This window comes from Roseateles asaccharophilus (genome assembly GCF_004362405.1).
Taxonomy (GTDB): Bacteria; Pseudomonadota; Gammaproteobacteria; order Burkholderiales; family Burkholderiaceae_C; genus Kinneretia; species Kinneretia asaccharophila.
This window is the reverse complement of the sequence record NZ_SNXE01000014.1, coordinates 16,461-33,117: the sequence shown is the minus strand read 5'-3', so window position 1 is coordinate 33,117 and position 16,657 is coordinate 16,461. Positions and strand designations below refer to the sequence as shown.

Annotated in this window: 14 protein-coding genes; 7 read left to right on the top strand and 7 right to left on the bottom strand. The window is 68.5% G+C overall.

All coding sequences use genetic code 11. The features are described 5' to 3' along the window. Positions 1–3 precede the first annotated feature (3 nt). Positions 4–1,110 (bottom strand): sensor histidine kinase, encoded by a 1,107-nt coding sequence (locus DFR39_RS19415; RefSeq protein WP_162849595.1) that lies wholly within the window; start codon positions 1,108–1,110, stop codon positions 4–6. Positions 1,111–1,243: 133 nt separating this feature from the next. Between DFR39_RS19415 and DFR39_RS19410 the strand changes: the two genes are divergently transcribed. Next, on the top strand, positions 1,244–2,092 hold the full coding sequence (locus DFR39_RS19410) for an alpha/beta fold hydrolase (protein WP_133605500.1): 849 nt from the start codon (positions 1,244–1,246) through the stop codon (positions 2,090–2,092). Between the two features lie 13 nt (positions 2,093–2,105). Here DFR39_RS19410 and DFR39_RS19405 read toward each other — a convergent pair whose 3' ends face one another. From DFR39_RS19405 to DFR39_RS19395, 3 genes are all read right to left on the bottom strand, one after another. Further along, positions 2,106–3,341 (bottom strand): glycerophosphodiester phosphodiesterase family protein, encoded by a 1,236-nt coding sequence (locus tag DFR39_RS19405; RefSeq protein ID WP_133605499.1) that lies wholly within the window; start codon positions 3,339–3,341, stop codon positions 2,106–2,108. Between the two features lie 118 nt (positions 3,342–3,459). Continuing rightward, positions 3,460–3,831 carry a PilZ domain-containing protein gene (locus DFR39_RS19400; protein ID WP_133605498.1) on the bottom strand — a complete coding sequence of 124 codons (372 nt, stop codon included), beginning with the start codon at positions 3,829–3,831 and terminating at the stop codon, positions 3,460–3,462. Positions 3,832–3,911: 80 nt separating this feature from the next. Next, entirely contained in the window at positions 3,912–4,364 is a 453-nt protein-coding gene (locus DFR39_RS19395; RefSeq protein WP_133605497.1) for a hypothetical protein, read from the bottom strand. Positions 4,365–4,605: 241 nt separating this feature from the next. Here DFR39_RS19395 and DFR39_RS19390 point away from each other — a divergent pair, with 241 nt between their 5' ends. The 6 genes from DFR39_RS19390 (at position 4,606) to DFR39_RS19365 (ending at position 12,351) form a co-directional block, all read left to right on the top strand. Next, positions 4,606–5,193, top strand: a complete 588-nt coding sequence (locus DFR39_RS19390; RefSeq protein WP_133605496.1) for a DUF1134 domain-containing protein — start codon at positions 4,606–4,608, stop codon at positions 5,191–5,193. 139 nt (positions 5,194–5,332) lie between these two features. After that, positions 5,333–6,835: a PhoX family protein gene (locus DFR39_RS19385; RefSeq protein ID WP_133605495.1), complete on the top strand. Its 1,503-nt coding sequence runs from the start codon at positions 5,333–5,335 to the stop codon at positions 6,833–6,835. Between the two features lie 47 nt (positions 6,836–6,882). Next, positions 6,883–7,467, top strand: coding sequence for a PEP-CTERM sorting domain-containing protein (locus DFR39_RS20320; RefSeq protein WP_246030907.1), 585 nt, complete (start codon positions 6,883–6,885; stop codon positions 7,465–7,467). 21 nt (positions 7,468–7,488) lie between these two features. Next, the gene (locus DFR39_RS20315) at positions 7,489–8,271 is read left to right on the top strand and encodes a DNRLRE domain-containing protein (RefSeq protein ID WP_162849594.1); all 783 of its coding nucleotides are present in this window, start codon (positions 7,489–7,491) and stop codon (positions 8,269–8,271) included. A 169-nt stretch (positions 8,272–8,440) separates the two neighbouring features. Continuing rightward, on the top strand, positions 8,441–11,386 hold the full coding sequence (locus tag DFR39_RS19370) for an adenosylcobalamin-dependent ribonucleoside-diphosphate reductase (protein WP_133605493.1): 2,946 nt from the start codon (positions 8,441–8,443) through the stop codon (positions 11,384–11,386). Between the two features lie 221 nt (positions 11,387–11,607). Further along, positions 11,608–12,351 carry a hypothetical protein gene (locus DFR39_RS19365; protein WP_133605492.1) on the top strand — a complete coding sequence of 248 codons (744 nt, stop codon included), beginning with the start codon at positions 11,608–11,610 and terminating at the stop codon, positions 12,349–12,351. A gap of 109 nt (positions 12,352–12,460) precedes the next feature. Here DFR39_RS19365 and DFR39_RS19360 read toward each other — a convergent pair whose 3' ends face one another. From DFR39_RS19360 to DFR39_RS19350, 3 genes are all read right to left on the bottom strand, one after another. Further along, the gene (locus DFR39_RS19360) at positions 12,461–13,540 is read right to left on the bottom strand and encodes an N-formylglutamate amidohydrolase (protein ID WP_133605491.1); all 1,080 of its coding nucleotides are present in this window, start codon (positions 13,538–13,540) and stop codon (positions 12,461–12,463) included. Between the two features lie 7 nt (positions 13,541–13,547). Next, positions 13,548–14,873: an anaerobic C4-dicarboxylate transporter family protein gene (locus tag DFR39_RS19355; protein ID WP_133605490.1), complete on the bottom strand. Its 1,326-nt coding sequence runs from the start codon at positions 14,871–14,873 to the stop codon at positions 13,548–13,550. A 99-nt stretch (positions 14,874–14,972) separates the two neighbouring features. Further along, positions 14,973–16,652 (bottom strand): mechanosensitive ion channel family protein, encoded by a 1,680-nt coding sequence (locus DFR39_RS19350; protein ID WP_133605489.1) that lies wholly within the window; start codon positions 16,650–16,652, stop codon positions 14,973–14,975. Positions 16,653–16,657 lie beyond the last annotated feature (5 nt).

Here is a 16,657-nt window from a genome sequence, read left to right as displayed (position 1 = left end):
GGCTCATGTCGCGGCCCCGCTCACGGGCTTGGGCGCCGGCAGAGGCAGGCGCAGGCGCGCCACCACGCCGCGTGGCTGGGCGGCCTCCAGCTCCAGGCTGGCGCGGTCGCCGAACAGGGCCGCCAGCCTCGCCCGGGTGTTGGCCAGCCCGACGCCCGAGCCGCCGCTGGCGGCAAAGCCCTGGCCGTTGTCATGGACCTCCAGCAGCAGGCCAGCCTCGTGGTGGCGTGCCCGGATGTGGATGGTGCCGCCCTCGGGCAGGGGCGAGAGCCCGTGCTTGATCGCGTTTTCCACCAGGGTGGGCAGGACCATGGGTGGCAGGCTGGTGTCCATCAGCTGGGGCTCGGCCTCGATCTCGAAGCGCAGGCGCGCGCCCATGCGCATCTGCAGGATGCTCAGGTAGTTGCGCACCAGCTCCAGCTCCTGGCCCAGGGTGGACTCGCCGCGGCGCATGCTGGGCAGGGCTGCACGCAGATAGGCGATCAGGCTCAGCAGCATGTCGCGGCCGCGTTCGGGCGCGGTCTCGTACAGGCGCTTCACATTGGCCAGGGTGTTGAAGAGGAAGTGGGGCTCGATCTGCGCATTCAGGGCTGAGAGCTGGGCCTGCAGCTGCTGGGCTTGCAGGGCCTCCTGGCTGCGGGCGGCCTCTTGCAGCTGCTGGCGGGCCAGGCGCTCGGCGCGGGCGGCCTGCCAGAGGCTGTAGGCCACGCCGCCCAGCAGGGTCCAGAGCAGGCAGGTGGAGAGGGCCCAGCCCCATTTCCAGTGCACATTGCCCTCGCTCAGGCGCACCAGCAGATGGCGGGCGACCGTGCCGAACGCGGCCCCCAGAAACAGGGCCAGGGCGCGCAGCAGGGCGTGCCGGCCCGGCGAGGCGCCCGGCCGGGCCAGCCAGGCCTCCACCAGGGCCACGGCCGCCAGCAGGCTCATGCCGGTGATCAGGCTTTGGCGGGTGAAGCGCACGGTCGTGTACAGCCACTCCGACAGCGGGGCCCCGGGCACATACCAGCCCAGGGCGCGCGACAGGGCCATGCCCAGGCAGAGGTAGAAGACGAGGGCGATGGTCCGCAGATTGAAGATCTGCACCAGGGCCAGGCGGGAGGAGGGTGGCATGGCGCGGATTCTCGCGTGCCGGACCGTTGCGGGGTGGGGCATGCGACGGACCCGGTTTACAGGGCGACGAAACCCGTCTGCGGGCAACCCGGTCTGGCCGATACTTGCCGGCTGGTCAGCAGGAGTCTGGGAAATGAGGATTGATATCGGCGGCGGTGTGCGCCTCTTTGTGGATGTGCAGGGGCCGGGCCTGGTGCCCGACGGGGTGCGGATGCGCGAGAAGCCCACCCTGATCTGCATGCATGGCGGCCCGGGTTTTGACCACAGCGCCTTCAAGCCCGGCTTTGACGCCCTGGCCGACATCGCCCAGATCGTCTACTACGACCACCGCGGCCATGGCCGCAGCGATGCCCGCCCGAGCGAGGAATGGACCCTGGACACCTGGGCCGACGACATCGTGCGCCTCAGCGATGCCCTGGGCATCGAGAAGCCCATCGTGCTGGGCCAGAGTTTTGGCGGCTTTGTGGCCCAGCGCTACATCGCCCGCCACCCCGGACATGCGGCCAAGGTCATCCTCTCCAGCACCTCCCACCATATGGGGCTGGAGCGCAAGCTGGACTGGTTTGGTCGGCTGGGTGGCCCCGAGGCCCGCGCCGCGGCCGAGGCCTTCTGGAGCCGGCCCGACCCGCAGACCTGGGCGGCCTACTGGAGCCGCTGCCGCAGCCTCTACAACACCCAGCCGCCGCTGGATCCGCAGGCCGGTGAGCGCACCCTGGCGCGCACCGAAATCCTGCTGCACTTCGTGGCGCATGAGAAGCAGGGCCTGGACCTGCTGCCGGGCCTGGCGCGTGCGGCCTGCCCGGTGCTGGTGCTGACGGGCGACCAGGATCCTGTCTGCCCCATCGAGGACGCGCGCGAGATCGCCGCTGCCCTGCCCGAGCGCTGGCGCCATTTCGCCTGCGTGCAGGGCGCCGGTCACGGCACCTGGCGCGATAAGCCGCAGGAGGCTTACGCCGTCCTGCGGAACTTTCTGCTGGCCTGAGGCCGGCAGCGGCTTACTTCTTGTCCTGTTCGCGGCGGCGCTTGGCCGCCCAGAGCAGGGCCAGGCCGGCCGTCATCAGGGCATAGGTCTCGGGCTCGGGCACGGCGGCCAGGGCGGCCACGCCGGTGGCGGTGAAGTCGGTGAAGACACCGTCCACGCCCAGCTTCAGATAGGCCTCGATCTCGGACTTGCCATCGGAAAAGCCCAGCAGGCCGCCGTCATCACGCATGGTCCAGGTGTGGACGAAGAGGCCGTTCTTGTGGGCGGCCTCGATCACACCGGTGCTGCCGACCACCAGGCGGTCCTTGCCGTTGACCACGCCGTCGCCGTTGCGGTCCACGCCATCGGCCACGGTCTTGAGCAGATAGGGCTTCCAGGGGCCAATGCCGTCGGCATAGGTCTTGACGAAGGACAAGCCAACATTGCTCACCAGGTCTGCAAAGCTCAGCAGGCCGCCATTGGCCTTCACATCGGCGGGTTGGTCATAAGGAGCGGCCAGGGACAGGGAGCCGTCGGGCTTCACGTCATCGGCATCCACCAGCTGCACCAGCTTGATGTCGGTGCGTGTGTTGAGGTACTGCAGATTGCCCACCTCGAAGCTCTGGATGAAGACCGGCGCATTGCGGTCATTGCCATAGGCGGCGTGCAGGGTGGAGACCAGCTTGTCCTCGAAGTAGGTCTTGGAGAAGCCTAGGCCCTGGGACACGCCCTGCATATAGGTGGAGTGCTTGAGCTCGGGATAGATGCCGATGGTGCGGCCGGTCTCCAGGCTCTTTTGCTTGGCCAGGGCGATCACCTCGTCCAGCGTGGGAACCTGGAACTGACCGTTGTACTGCTGCGGGCGGTTGGCACGGGGCTGCACCGCGCGCAGGGTCTTGAGTTCGGCCAGGGTGAAGTCTTCGACATACCAGTCGCTGCTGGTGACCCCGTCCACGGTCTTGATTCTCTTGCGGTCGGCAAAGGCGGCGATGCTGGCCACATTGGTGGTGGCACCGATGGTGGGTTCGTGGCGGGCCACCAGCACGCCGTCCTTGGTCATGACCAGGTCGGGCTCGATGTAGTTGGCGCCCAGCTCGATGGCCTTGGCATAGGCCTCCAGCGTGTGCTCGGGCAAAAGGCCCGAGGCGCCGCGGTGGGCGATGATCAGCGGCGCCTTGCCGTCCAGGGTATTCCAGGCCAGGGCGGCGGGCGCCGCGGCAGACAGCAGCAGTGCGGCTGCCAGTGCCGGCAGGGTCAGGGTACGTTGCATGAGGACTCCTCCTGAGTGTTGTCAGGAATCATCGAAGGCTTACATGAAGCTTCGATGTTCCGGGAGGAGTTTTTGTAGTCCGTTCGGCCTAAGGTCGAACCTGGGGCAAGACCTGCCCCTAGTTTGAAGCGATCAAGGCCTTGAGCTCCCGCTCCAGCAGATGCGCGTCACCCAGATTGATCTCCAGCAGGCGCCGCAGATGGGTGATGCTCTCGATGTCGATGCTGCGGCACAGCATGCCCACGCGCTTGCCGTCCAGCTCCATATGCGCCACCTCGCCGGCCATGGAGATGCCGGCTTCCAGCTCGGCCAGTTCCACCGAGAGCAGGCAGGGATCACCCGGTTTGAGCGAGGCGCGCTCGGGCAGCTGCAGGAGCGCGCCCTTCAGGGAAAGATCAATCACCCTGACGGCCAGCCGCTCGCTGGTGGTGGTCAGATGGGCCTTGGCGTCAAAGGCGACGCGGGCGAATTGACGGCGTTCGGTGCTGATGGCGATCTCCCGGTGGCGCGCCCTGATGCTAGCACCGCGCCGCGGCGCGCGGGAGCCCCGCAGCGCGGCGCGGGACGCGCTCAGAAGTCTTCGTGGGCGTAGATGGTGCTCAGCTCGATGGCATCCCGCAGGCGCATGGGGGCGGCACCCTCCAGGCCTATGGATTCCAGCAGATAGAAGCAGGCGCGCAGAAAGGCCTCGGTTTCCTGCCGTGCCTTGTCGTGGGCCAGGCCGCTGAGTTCGCCGGCCCGGCTCAAGGCCGCATGGCCTTGACGGGCTTGCACATGCCCCGAGACCTCGTGGCGCGGCGCGGCGTAGCGTTCGGCCAAGCGCTGCAGCAGGCCCTGCAGCTCGTCACCGGGCTCCTGCTCGCCCAGCATACGGCAGAGGTCGCCCAGCAGGCGCTCCGCAGCGGCGGCCAGCAGGCGGGCTGCGTGGTCGCTGCCGCCCGCCAGATACAGCGCCGCACCCATGTCCACATATTCCAGGGCCAGGGCCAGACGGGGCAGATCGCTGTCCTTCTTGTTCGTCATGGGTGAATGAGGGGCGTCGAGATGTGAGGCTGGGGTATCCGGCTGTCGCGCCTGGGGCTGCGCCGGTGAGTCTGGCCCGAGTGTAGGGGCAGCTGGCATCGAGCCACAGGGGCTTCACCCTTTGGTGGGTGGGGCGGGAGCCTGGTTTTCTCTTTGTTACCTTGGGGCGAGGGTGGGCGGCATGCGCCTGCCGCTTGCGGTCAAAATCCGTGAACTACCGTGCAGCGCCAGGAGCCATGTCATGAATGAGAACGCCCACCCCGATCGACGCGAGCTGCTGCTGCGCCTGGGCGCCGCGGGTCTGGGACTCGCGCCGCTGGGGCTGCAGGCCAAGGAAGACGGCAAGAACACCTATGACGAAGAGTCCATCCTCAAGGCTGCCACGGACTTCTTCGGCAACACCACCGAAGGTCTGGCCAAGGTGATCGAGAAGGCCTTCAAGGAACAGGGGCGTCCCAACGCCTATATCAAGGGCGAGGAGGCCAGCGCGGCCCTGACCATAGGCCTGCGCTATGGCGAGGGCCAGCTGGTGATGAAGGGCGGTGGCGGTGCCCGCGTGTTCTGGGCCGGTCCGTCCATAGGCTTCGATGCCGGCGCCAATGCCTCCAAGGTCTTCACCCTGGTCTACCGACTGCCCAATAGCGCCGCCATCTACCAGCGCTTTCCGGCCGTGGATGGCAGTGCCTACTACGTCGGCGGGGCGGGCATCAACTACCAGCGCCTGGACAACATCACCCTGGCGCCCATACGCCTGGGCGTGGGCCTGCGTGCGGGCGTCAGCCTGGGCTATGTGCACTACCGGCGCGAGAAGAGCTTCAACCCCTTCTGAGTCGGGGGCGGGCCGGGCTCGGCGGCCGCCAGGCGCGTAGTCCAAACGGCAGGGTTGGCTCCACGAGGCCGACATCGGCGCTCCAGAGAATGCAGGCGTGCTGCGGAAATCGCAGCGGCCCGCCATCTGTGGAGTGACCATGAGCCAGCCCCTTGCCCCTCTCAAAGACTTTTCCCCCTCGCGTCGCGGCCTGCTGCGCAGCGCCTCAGCCGCGGCAGCCCTGCCCTTTGTCGCCAGCTTGGGCGCCCTGCAGGCCCGGCAGGCCCATGCCGCCGGCACCTCGTCCCTGGTGCTGGGCCCCTATGGCCCCATCGCCCCGGTCAATGACCTGAGCACCGGCCTGCCGCTGCTGCAGCTGCCCGCGGGCTTCAGCTACAAGAGCTATGGCTGGTCCGGCGACGCCATGAGCAATGGCAAGCCCACGCCGCGCGCCCACGACGGCATGGCCGTGGTGCAGAGCCGCCGCGTCGGCCGCAGCACCGAGCTGGTCCTGATCCGCAATCACGAGGTCTCGACCGGCCCCGACGCCAGCTACTTCGGCGCCCCCGCCGTCTACGACACCGGCATGTCCGGCAGCAGCTACTTCAACGGCGGCACCACCAATCTGGTCTTCCGCGACGGCAACTGGATCCGTACCGACGCCAATCTGGGCGGCACCCGGACCAACTGCGCCGGCGGCCCCACCCCCTGGGGCACCTGGCTGAGCTGCGAGGAAGTCAGCTCCGACAGCGTCAGCACCCAGGGCAAGAAGCACGGCTATGTGTTCGAGTGCGCGGCCGACCCCAGCCAGACCACCGGCCAGCCCATCGTGGGCATGGGCCGCTTCGGCCATGAGGCGGTGGCCATCGACCCCGCCTCGGGCATTGCCTATCTGACCGAAGACCTGTCCGGCAAATCGGGCTTCTACCGCTACATCCCCGATGTGCTGCCGGGTCGACTGGGCAGCTTGGCCCAGGGCGGCAAGCTGCAGATGGCCAAGGTCAAGGGACAGAACAACGTCAATATCGCTCCGGCCGAGCTGGACCAGACCTATGAGCTGGAGTGGGTGGACATTGCCAACCCCGATCAGGACCGCGGCACGGCCGTGGCCGTCAACGGCTCGACCATCAGCAATTGCGCCGGTCCCTTTGTGCAGGGCTGGGCCCAGGGCGCGCTGCGCATGAACCGGGGCGAAGGCATCTGGTACCACGCCGGCAAGGTCTATGTGATGGACACCGCGGGCGGTCCGGTCAGCCGCGGCGCCATCTGGGAGCTGGACCTGGCCAGCCAGGAGATGCTGTGCATCTTTGCCAGCGGCTCCGAGCTCTCGGGCGACAACGGCGACAACCTCTGCGTCAGCCCGCGCGGCGGCATCGTGATCTGCGAGGACGGCGGCGGTGCTACCGACGGCTATGGCTTCGGCACCCGTCTCATGGGCCTGAGTGCCGAGGGCGAGACCTTCATCTTTGCCAAGAACAACGTCAACCTCAGCGCTGCCCAGCTCAGTGCCGCGGGCAAGCTCAGCAGCCTGGCCGGCGATCGCCGCAGCGCCGAATTCTGCGGCGCCTGTTTCGACCCCACGGGGCGCTACCTCTTCGTCAATATCCAGACGCCCGGCATCACCTTCGCGATCAGCGGCCCCTGGGCCAAGGGCCCGTTCTGAGCCCCGCCCCCTCGTCGCATCGCCCTCAGTCTGCAAGGAATCCCGTCATGAAATTCAGCAAGACCCTGATCTGCGCCGCCCTGCTGGGCCTGGGCGCCCAAGCCCAGGCCGCCCAGTATCTGGGCGCCACCGGCACCGGCGTGACCGTTGCCGACCTCTCCAGCCCCGGCCTGCTGGGCTTTGACCTCGACTTTGCCCAGCGCAGCCAGGTGAGCCTGAGCTTTGCCATCGAGGCGCAAGATCTGGCCCCGGGCGCCCTGAGCTTCAACGCCCTGGTGCGCAACCTCAGCGGCCTGGGCTTCGAGGGCGTGAGCCTGCGCCTGGACGGCGCGCGTTTTGCCCTGCCCGCCGGCAGCCTGGCCACCGACGGCTTCCAGGCCGTGGCGCAAAGCGGCCATGGTGTCGACCGCCTCTGGGCCAAGTTCAGCGAGCCTGGACTCACCACTGAGTTCTACATCGGCAACCCTCTGGCCAGCGTGGGTGCCCGTGACTGGACCCTGGACCTGTCCGGCCAGCAGGTCGGTGACACCTTCCGCATCACCGTGGCCGTGCCCGAGCCCGGCACCTATGCCCTGATGCTGGCCGGCCTGGCCGCCGTGGGCTTTGTGGCGCGTCGCCGCAAGCCGTTCTGAATCTCTTCCATGCCAATCACCATGAAACTCACCTCTGCTTCCAAAGCCCTGAGCGCCCTGGCCTTGCTGGCGCCCCTGTATGCCCAGGCCAATGTGCCGCAGCAGACCCTGAGCTTCCAGCAAGGCCTCAATGGCTATGCCGGCACCCAGGACACCATGATCCGCAGCAACGAGACCGCCACCGGCGCGGGTCAGAGCAGCAGCGGTGACTCGCGCGGCCGCAATTTCGGCGGCGTGGACTTTCTGAGCGTCGATGGCGACGACGGCAGCCCGGGCAACAAGCCCAACCAGGGCCTGATCCGCTTCGACAGCCTCTTTGGCACCGGCGCCCAGCAGATCAAGTCCACGGACAAGATCGTCTCGGCCACGCTCAAGCTGAACGTCTTTGATACCGGCAGCGGCTTCAGCCTGCATCAGATGCTGCAGACCTGGCAGCAAGGCACGGTCACCTGGAACAGCATGGCCAATGGCGTGCAGACCAATGGTGTTGAGGCCGCAGCCAACGCCCTGGTCAGCGTGGGCTCGAATAACAGCAGCGGCAATGTCGCGACCGGCTGGCTCAGCCTGGATGTCACGGCCTCGCTGCAGCAGATGCAGTCGGGCCAGTTGGCCAACCACGGCTGGCTGCTGCAACCTTTTGTCTCGGGCACCAATGGTGTGGACATTCGCAGCAGCGAGTTCGCCACCCAGTCCTTGCGCCCGCTGCTGGAGGTGCAGGTCTCGGCCGTTCCCGAGCCGGGCAGCTACGCGCTGATGGCCCTGGGTCTGGTCGCACTGGGCTTGCGCGCGCGCCGTCGCGTCTGAGCCGGGCGGGGGAGCGGCAGCCTTCGCGCCGCGTCCGGGGGCGGATCAGTGACGGCCGTCAAGCGGGCTTGTTCGATGAGCGGGATCAAGGTCGGCTGACTAAGATGGCCTGAAGATCCCTCACCCGCCAGTTCCGGCGGGTTCGGCTTTCGCACAGGAGTCCGTCCCCATGTCCGCCCCCTCGCTCGACCCCTCTCTTTCTCCCCTGTCGCCGGCCAGCTCGGCGGCGCTTCCGGCCCAGGAAATCAGTGCCGAGGTGCTGCAGGAGAAGTACGCAAAGGGCGAGGAGCGGGCGCTGGACGAGGTCCGGCTGCGCGTGGCGCGGGCCCTGGCCGAGGTGGAAGCGCCGGACCAGCGCGCGGCCTGGACGGCGCGCTTTCTGGACGCCCAGCGCCGCGGCTTCATCCCGGCCGGCCGCATTCTCTCGGCGGCCGGCACCGAGCTGGCCGCCACCCTGATCAACTGCTTTGTGCAGCCGGTGGGCGACTCGATTGCCACGAATGAGGATGGCGTTCCGGGCATCTACACCGCCCTGACCGAGGCGGCCGAGACCATGCGCCGTGGCGGCGGCGTGGGCTATGACTTCAGCCGCATCCGCCCCAAGGGCGCCTGGGTGGGCTCCACCCGCAGCCATGCCTCCGGCCCGGTGAGCTATATGCGGGTCTTTGACCGCAGCTGCGAGACCGTGGAGAGTGCCGGGGCGCGACGCGGCGCCCAGATGGGCGTGCTGCGCTGCGACCACCCGGATATCGAGGAATTCATCCACGCCAAGGACCAGGGCGATCTGCGCAATTTCAATATCTCGGTGGGCGTGACGGATGCCTTCATGCATGCGGTGCTGGAAGGGGCCTCGGTCGAGCTGGTGCATGCGGCCACGCCCAGCGAGGCTCAGAAGGCGGCCGGCGCCTATCAGCGTGCCGATGGCCTGTGGGTCTATCGCAAGACCCCGGCGCGCGAGCTCTGGGACCAGATCATGCGCAGCACCTATGACCACGCCGAGCCCGGCGTGCTCTTTCTGGACCGCATCAACAACGACAACAACCTCTACTACTGCGAAACCATCGCGGCCACCAACCCCTGCGCCGAGCAGCCGCTGCCGCCCTATGGCTGCTGCTGTCTGGGCTCGGTGAACCTCACGCTCTTCGTGCGCGAGCCCTTCACGCCCCAGGCCCGTTTTGACGAGGCCGAGTTCGCCGAGGTCTGCGCCGTGGCCACCCGCATGCTGGACAATGTGCTGGAGGCCACGCCCTGGCCCCTGCCGGCCCAGGGCCTGGAGGCGCGCAACAAGCGCCGCATCGGCCTGGGCTTCACCGGCCTGGGGGATGCCCTGGTCATGCTGAACCTGCGCTACGACAGCGAGCCCGCGCGCGAGCAGGCGCGCCGCATCAGCGAGCTCATGCGCGATGCGGCCTACGGCGCCTCGGCCGATCTGGCCCAGGAGAAGGGCGCCTTCCCGCTCTTCAACGCCGATCTCTATCTCTCGGGCGGCAACTTCGCCTCGCGCCTGCCCCAGGGCCTGAAGGACAAGATCCGCGCCCAGGGCCTGCGCAACTCCCACCTGCTCTCCATCGCGCCCACCGGCACCATCAGCCTGGCTTTTGCCGACAACGCCAGCAATGGCATCGAGCCTGCCTTCAGCTGGGCCTACACGCGCAAGAAGCGCCTGGGCCAGGCCGAGGGCGGCGGCTTCAAGGAATACCAGGTCGAGGACCATGCCTGGCGCCTCTTCCGCCATCTCTATGGCGAGCAGGCCCCGCTGTCCGAGGCCTTTGTCACCGCGCTGGAGCTGCGTGCGGCCGATCACGCGGCCATGGTGGCCGCGGTGGCGCCCTATATCGACACCTCGATCTCCAAGACGGTCAACGTACCGGCCGACTACCCCTATGCCGACTTCCAGGACCTCTACACCCAGGCCTGGAAGAGCGGGCTCAAGGGCCTGGCCACCTACCGGCCCAATAGCGTGCTGGGCTCGGTGCTCAGCGTGGAGCCGGCGGCCGTGCCCGAGCCGCTCAAGCCGGTGGCCGAGGCGGGCGCCGGCAGCAACCAGCGCCTGCGCGTGGAGCGCCTGCCCAAGCAGGTCATGGCCTCGCTGCGCTGGCCCAGCCGGCCCGATCTGCCCGGCGGCAATCCGGCCTGGAGCTATATGATCCGCCACCCGCATGGCGACTTCGCGCTCTTTGTGGGCGAGTTGCCGGCGGAGGGGCCGGATGCCGGTCTCTTTGGCAAGACCCTGCCCTTCGAGGTCTGGGTCAATGGGGCCGAGCAGCCCCGTGGCCTGGCGGCTGTGGCCAAGACCCTGTCCATGGATCTTCGGACCAACGACGCGGCTTGGCTGCGCCTCAAGCTCGATGCCCTGGCCACCGTGGCCGAGGAGCGGGCCTTCGAGATGCCCATGCCGCCCAGCGGCGAGTCGCGGCTCTTCCCCGGCGTGGTGGCCGCCACGGCCGCGGTGATCCGCTGGCGCGCCGAGCAGCTGGGCGCCTTGCAGGAGGGTGGGCCCACGCCCGTGATCGACGCCATGTTCAGCCGCGAGGAGCCCCGCACCAGCACCATGGGCACCCTGGCCTGGGCGGTGGATGTGGACAACCCCGCCACGGGCGAGCTGTTCACGCTCACGCTCAAGGAGGTGAGCCTGCCCACGCCCGAGGGCGGCACCGTGACCCGCCCCTGCGCCATGGGCTTCTCGGGCAACTATCCCAAGGCCCTGGACGGCATGGCCCGTCTGCTCTCGCTGGACATGCGGGTCATGGACCCCGCCTGGATCGGCATGAAGCTGCGCAAGCTGCTGAATGTGGGCGAGCCCCTGGGCCACTTCATGGCGCCGGTGCCCAATCTCTGCGGCGAGCGGCGCCAGCAGATCTGGCCCTCCACCGTGGCCTATGTGGCGCGGCTCGTCATCCACCGCTATGCCATGCTGGGCATCCTGGACGAGCAAGGCCTACCCCTGGTGGAGATGGGCCTGCTGCAGTCGCCGCTGGCGCCCAAGAGCGCCCCGGGGCTGGCCGTGCAGGCGCAGGCCGGCAAGCCCTGCCCGGAATGCGGCAACACCACCATGATCCACAAGGACGGCTGCGACTTCTGCACCGCCTGTGGCTATGTGGGGCAGTGCGGCTGAGGGCGGGACAGTCGCTCTCCACAGCTCGATGCGCGCCGAGCACCCAGCGCCGGGCGCGCCATCGCTCGGCAGCGTTGCCACGCTTTTGCCTTGACCGGCTTGCGCTGGGGCGGATACCCTCGCGCCCGAGAGCGTCGGCCGCAAGATCCGGCGCCGGCCACCCATCGGCCTGCGGCAAGCCATGCCCTGCCGAGCACCCCATCCCCCCAGCAGGAAACCTCATGAAGCCCGTGACTCTCCAAACCATGGCCGCGCTGCCCCTGACCCTTGCCTTGTGCGCCGCCCTGCCGGCCCAGGCCCAGCAGGCCCGTGGTGTGAATCCCGCCGAGATCGACAGCCGCTTCGACGTCATCGTCAAGCATGTGGGCCTGGAGCCCGACGGCAAATCGCAGAGCCTGACGCTCAAGTACGACTACAAGCTCAACCAGCAGTGGGGCCTGAACTTCGAGCTGCCGGTCTACACCCGGATTTCCCAGCCCGGCTTCAGCAGCAGTGGCAGCGGTGATCTCTTCGCCCGCGCGCGCTGGATCGTGCCGGACGGCGCCTGGACCTATGGCGCGTCCATGGAGACCGTGCTGCCCATTGCCAGCCGTGATGCCCTGGGCACGGGCCGTTACCAGCTCAACGCCGGCCTGCTGGCGGTGCGTGCCTTCTCGCCCAGCTTCCTTGCGGCCGCCGTGATCAAGCAGACCACCTCGGTGGGCGGCGACAGCGATCGCGCCAAGTTCAGCAACACCGATGTGCGCGTGGTGCCCGTCTTCATCCTGCCCCAGGGCTGGGCCATCACGGGCGAGTTGCGCCAGACCTGGGAGCATCGCGGGGCCGAGGCCAATTGGCAGCGTGCCGAGATCACCCTGAACAAGCAGTTCGATCAGAACTGGGCGGGCTCGCTCTCGGCGGGCCGCGACTTTGGCGACCGCAAGGATCGCGGCGCCATCTCGGCCGCCGTGAAGTACTTCTTCTGAAACCTGCGCTCAGGGCCGAGCGGCCGGTTCCGGCCGGCGCCGGTGTATCCAGCCGCCCAGACCGGGCAGCCCCAGCAGCTGCAGGTTCAGATCCATTGTGGCGCGGTCCTCAGGCCGGCTTGGCGCGCAGGGCCTGGCCGGCTTGCGCCAGGGCCGCGGCGATGGCCTGCAGATGCCCGGCATCGGGTTCGGGCCAGTCCTGGCCCGGCCCGTGCAGACGGGCCAGGGCGGCCGGGTCCAGCAGGGCCTCGCGGCGGAACTCCAGCTGCAGCGCGCCGATCTGGGCCTGGCCCAGGGGGCGCAGCAGGGCGCCGAAATGCTGGGTTTCGTACGCGCCCTTGTAGGGCTTGTTGAGCCGGATTGCGCGCTGGCCCTCCTCCTCGCTCAGCCCCAGGGCCTGGGCCCAGGCCGCAGCGATGCGGCGCAGCTCGGCGCCCGACAGGCTCAGGGGCTCACCGGCTTCGTCGCCTTGCTCGTCGCCGCGGTTGCCCAGATTCATCCAGTCCGGCAGGCGGTCCTCGGCCGGGCGTTCCACCACGATGGCGCCATCGGCGCGCATCTTGGTGTTCATGGTGTCGTGCAGGCTGATCACGCGCAGCGGGGCGCCGGGCGGGCGCTTTTCCACCAGCAGTTCCAGCACCTGCTCGCAGCAGGCGCGGTAGACCGCCACCGTGCGCTCCGCCGCCTCCCGCAGCACTTCGCCCAGGGCCTGCCACTCAGCGGGCGAGGTGGGTTCCAGCAGCACGTCCTCACCGCTGAAGGTGATGGGCCGTATCGCGTCCACCCCGCCGAAGCCCGCGGGCTCGCCAGAGCGCTGGCGGGCCAGGCGGCGGAAGAACTCCTGCAGGCCACCCAGGGCGTCGGCCGGCGGAGCACGGTTGGCGTCCTGCACCAGGCGCGACACCGGGTTCTCGATATAGACCACACCCGCATCCGCCGCCGCCCAGGCGCGGCCCAGTGTGGACGTGAGGCAGTCCGAGTAGTCGCACTGCTTGCGCAGGCTCAGGGCCGGCGCGATGTGCGGGCGCAGCTCCGCGGGGAAGGCGGCGCTGGCATGCGGGCCCAGGACCAGGGTGTCCACACCCTCAGCCACCTCGCTCAGGGCCTGGCGGCCGCGGGCCTGCCAGAACACCAGCTCTTCGGGGCGGAAGCGCCGCCCGGCTTCTATCCACAGCAGATCCTTGGACATCGATGCCTCACTTCAGTGACGCCAGCAGCAGGCCGACCCCGACCGACACGGCGGTAAAGATCAGCGTAGGCAGCAAGAAGGAATGGTTGATCACGGCCGCGCCGATGCGGGTGCTGCCGGTGCGGTCCAGCTCCACCGTGGCGATCTGCGAGCCATTGGTGGGCAGCAGAAAGACCCCCACCACGGCGGGCCACATGGCGGCCAGGGTGGCGGGTGAGAGCCCCAGGGCGATGCCGATGGGGATGATGGAGAAGGTGGCACTGGACTGGCTGGTGGTGATGGCCGCCACCGCAAACAGGGCCACGGCAATCATGATGGGCGCCTGCTTGGCCAGCTCGCCCAGACCGCCCACGATCACGGCTTCATTGGCGGCGATGAAGGTATTGGCCATCCAGGCCACGCCGAACAGGGCCACCACGGCCACCATGCCCGAGTCGAACAGCGGGCTCTTGACGATGTCGCCGGCCTTGATGCGGCACAGGGCCGTGATCAGGGCGGCCACGGTGAACATGGTGATCTGGATCAGCTGCGAGAGATCCACCTCCATGAGCTTGCCCTTGGCGTTCACCAGGGGGCGCAGCTCCTCGAAGATGCCGGCGCAGACGATGAAGGCCACACCGGCCAGGAAGATCAGGGCCGAGCGCTTGCCCTCGGCCGTCACCGGCTTGGCCTGGGCTTCGCTGCTGGGCGGCTGGAGCTCGCCCGAGGCCAGGCGGGCCTGGTACTCGGGGTCGTCTTCCAGCTCCTTGCCGCGGCGGTTCATTACGAAGGCGCCCACGATGATGGCCAGGATGGAGGCCGGCACGGTGATGGACAGGATGTCGGTGATCTTGAAGCCCAGCGGCGCCAGCAGGCCCACCATGGCGGCCGTGGCCGCCGACACCGGGCTGGAGGTGATGGCCAGCTGGCCCGCCGTGGCCGCCAGGGCCAGGGGCCGCTCGGGCCGCACCTTGTTTGCGTAGGACACCTCGTAGATCACGGGCATCAGGGAGTAGTAGATATTGCCCGTGCCCGCGCCCATGCAGAAGCCATAGGTGGTGAGCGGCGCGACGAAGGTGATCTGGCGCGGGAAGCGCCGGATCAGCTTTTGCGCCAGGCTGACCAGGTAGTCGATGCCGCCGGCCAACTGCATGGCGCCGGCCGCGGTCACCACGCTCATGATGATGAGCATGGCGCTCACCGGCACGCTGCCCGGGGCGATCTTGAACAGCAGCACAAAGGCCAGCACGCCCACGGCGCCGAACAGGCCGATGGCCATGCCTTTGTAGTGCACCCCCACCGCGATCAGACCTATCACCATCAGGCCCTGTATCAGGATCAGAAGCATGTCCATGGTTTCTCCGCTGTCTATGTTTGTCCGGCGGCCCCAGTTCCCTGGCGCGGGTGCCGCCCTGTATCGCCACGCCCGGCGTTGTGCTGCTTGTACCGTTTCTCAGGAGGACTCGGGCGGGCGCGCGGGCGCCTTGTACCAGTCGCTCTTGGGCACCACGACCGCCTGGCTGGGCTGGCCCAGGAAGTGCGGCGACATGATCTGAACTCCGTGCTCGTTGAACACGTCCTGGATGGTGGCATGCAGGGCCGACTGTATGGGCACCCGCTGCATGGCGCCATCAATGCCCACAAAGAGCTCGTACTCCACATAGAAGTCGGAGAGTGCGCGCTGGTAGACATAGGGTGCCGGACTCTTGAGCACGCGCGGTGTGCGCTGCGCGGCCTCTTCCAGCATGGCGTGTACCTGGCGCCAGGGCACGTCATAGCCGATGGTGACCTTGGCCGTGAGCAGGGTGCCGTGGGTGTGCGAGAGCTTGGAGTAGTTGTGGATGGGGCTGGCCACCAGCACCGCATTCGGGATGGTGATCTCCTCGTTGCGTATGCTGATCATCTTGATGGCCAGGGACGACACCTCGGTGACCACGCCCTCGATGCCGTTGACGACGATGAAGTCGCCCTTGCGCAGGGCCCGCGAGTACACCAGCACCAGGCCGCTCATGGCCTGGTTGACCACGCCCGAGGAGCCCAGGGTCAGCATGAGGCCGAAGAGCACCGACAGGCCCTTGAAGGCCTCGCTGCTGGAGCCGGGCAGATAGGGGTAGGCAATGGCGATGCCCAGGCCCCAGACCATGAGGGTGACGATGCGCCGCGTGGCGGTGGTCGTCTCCTGGTGCAGAAAGGGCAGCTGCAGCCGGCCCTGCTGCACGGCGTTGAAGAAGTAGCCCAGCACATCGGCCACCGCGCGCGTGAGCAGCAGCACGATCAGCACCGTGGCCAGGCCGGGAATGCCCTCCAGCGCGCCCTCGGCCACCCAGGCCAGCTTGTCCAGCAGCCAGCCATCCAGCTCATGCGCCAGCGGCTGGGTGGCCACAAAGCTGGCCAGGGCCAGACGGGTCCAGACATAGGCAAAGAGCAGCAGCACCAGCCACAGAATGATCTGGGTGGTGCCAATGGCCAGGCGGGCCAGCAGCTCACGCCAGTCCACGCCCACCTGGCGGGCCGCCATGCGATCACGCAGGGCCTCCAGGCGCTGCAGGCTGCGGCGGTAGAAGGCCAGGGCCAGGGCCACCAGGGCGGCAAAGCCGGCCGTGACGGCCACGGCCTTGAGCAGGCCCATCAGCAGCAGGGGGCGGTCATTGGCCGCGTGCCAGGCCTTGCGCGCCTGCTCCAGCCGCGCCAGCGTCTGGCGGCTCAGGCTTTCCAGGCTCTCGCCGCGCGCGCTGTCGGCGTCCCCCTCCACCACCGAGAACAGATTGGTATCGCCCAGCATGAACTGGGTGCCGGGCGTCTTCTGGAACTCAAAGGGCAGGGCCTGCAGGGGCAGGTCCATGGAGGACTCGGGCAGGGCCTTGATGCGTTCCAGCGCGATGTCCACCCGGCGCTGCGGCGTGGCGCCCGCGATCACGGCGCGCAGGGTGACGATGTCGCGGTTGAGCAGTCGCAGCGTGGCCGGCTGCGGCGCGTCCTTGTCGCCGGCGGCGCCTTCCACGCGCTGAGCGCCTGCCTCCAGGGCCAGGGCCAGCCCGGCACACAGACAGAGCAGCAGGGCCAGCAGCAGGTGGCTCAGCAGGCTGGCGGCTCGCCGAGCGGGGAGGGGTGAGGCAGCGGTAGGGGATGACATGGCGT

Coding starts and splice junctions, on each gene's coding strand:
- DFR39_RS19415 (WP_162849595.1), bottom strand. CDS start 1,110: ATGCCACCCTCCTCCCGCCTGGCCCTGGTGCAGATCTTCAATCTGCGG.
- DFR39_RS19410 (WP_133605500.1), top strand. CDS start 1,244: ATGAGGATTGATATCGGCGGCGGTGTGCGCCTCTTTGTGGATGTGCAG.
- DFR39_RS19405 (WP_133605499.1), bottom strand. CDS start 3,341: ATGCAACGTACCCTGACCCTGCCGGCACTGGCAGCCGCACTGCTGCTG.
- DFR39_RS19395 (WP_133605497.1), bottom strand. CDS start 4,364: ATGACGAACAAGAAGGACAGCGATCTGCCCCGTCTGGCCCTGGCCCTG.
- DFR39_RS19390 (WP_133605496.1), top strand. CDS start 4,606: ATGAATGAGAACGCCCACCCCGATCGACGCGAGCTGCTGCTGCGCCTG.
- DFR39_RS19385 (WP_133605495.1), top strand. CDS start 5,333: ATGAGCCAGCCCCTTGCCCCTCTCAAAGACTTTTCCCCCTCGCGTCGC.
- DFR39_RS20320 (WP_246030907.1), top strand. CDS start 6,883: ATGAAATTCAGCAAGACCCTGATCTGCGCCGCCCTGCTGGGCCTGGGC.
- DFR39_RS20315 (WP_162849594.1), top strand. CDS start 7,489: ATGAAACTCACCTCTGCTTCCAAAGCCCTGAGCGCCCTGGCCTTGCTG.
- DFR39_RS19370 (WP_133605493.1), top strand. CDS start 8,441: ATGTCCGCCCCCTCGCTCGACCCCTCTCTTTCTCCCCTGTCGCCGGCC.
- DFR39_RS19365 (WP_133605492.1), top strand. CDS start 11,608: ATGAAGCCCGTGACTCTCCAAACCATGGCCGCGCTGCCCCTGACCCTT.
- DFR39_RS19360 (WP_133605491.1), bottom strand. CDS start 13,540: ATGTCCAAGGATCTGCTGTGGATAGAAGCCGGGCGGCGCTTCCGCCCC.
- DFR39_RS19355 (WP_133605490.1), bottom strand. CDS start 14,873: ATGGACATGCTTCTGATCCTGATACAGGGCCTGATGGTGATAGGTCTG.
- DFR39_RS19350 (WP_133605489.1), bottom strand. CDS start 16,652: ATGTCATCCCCTACCGCTGCCTCACCCCTCCCCGCTCGGCGAGCCGCC.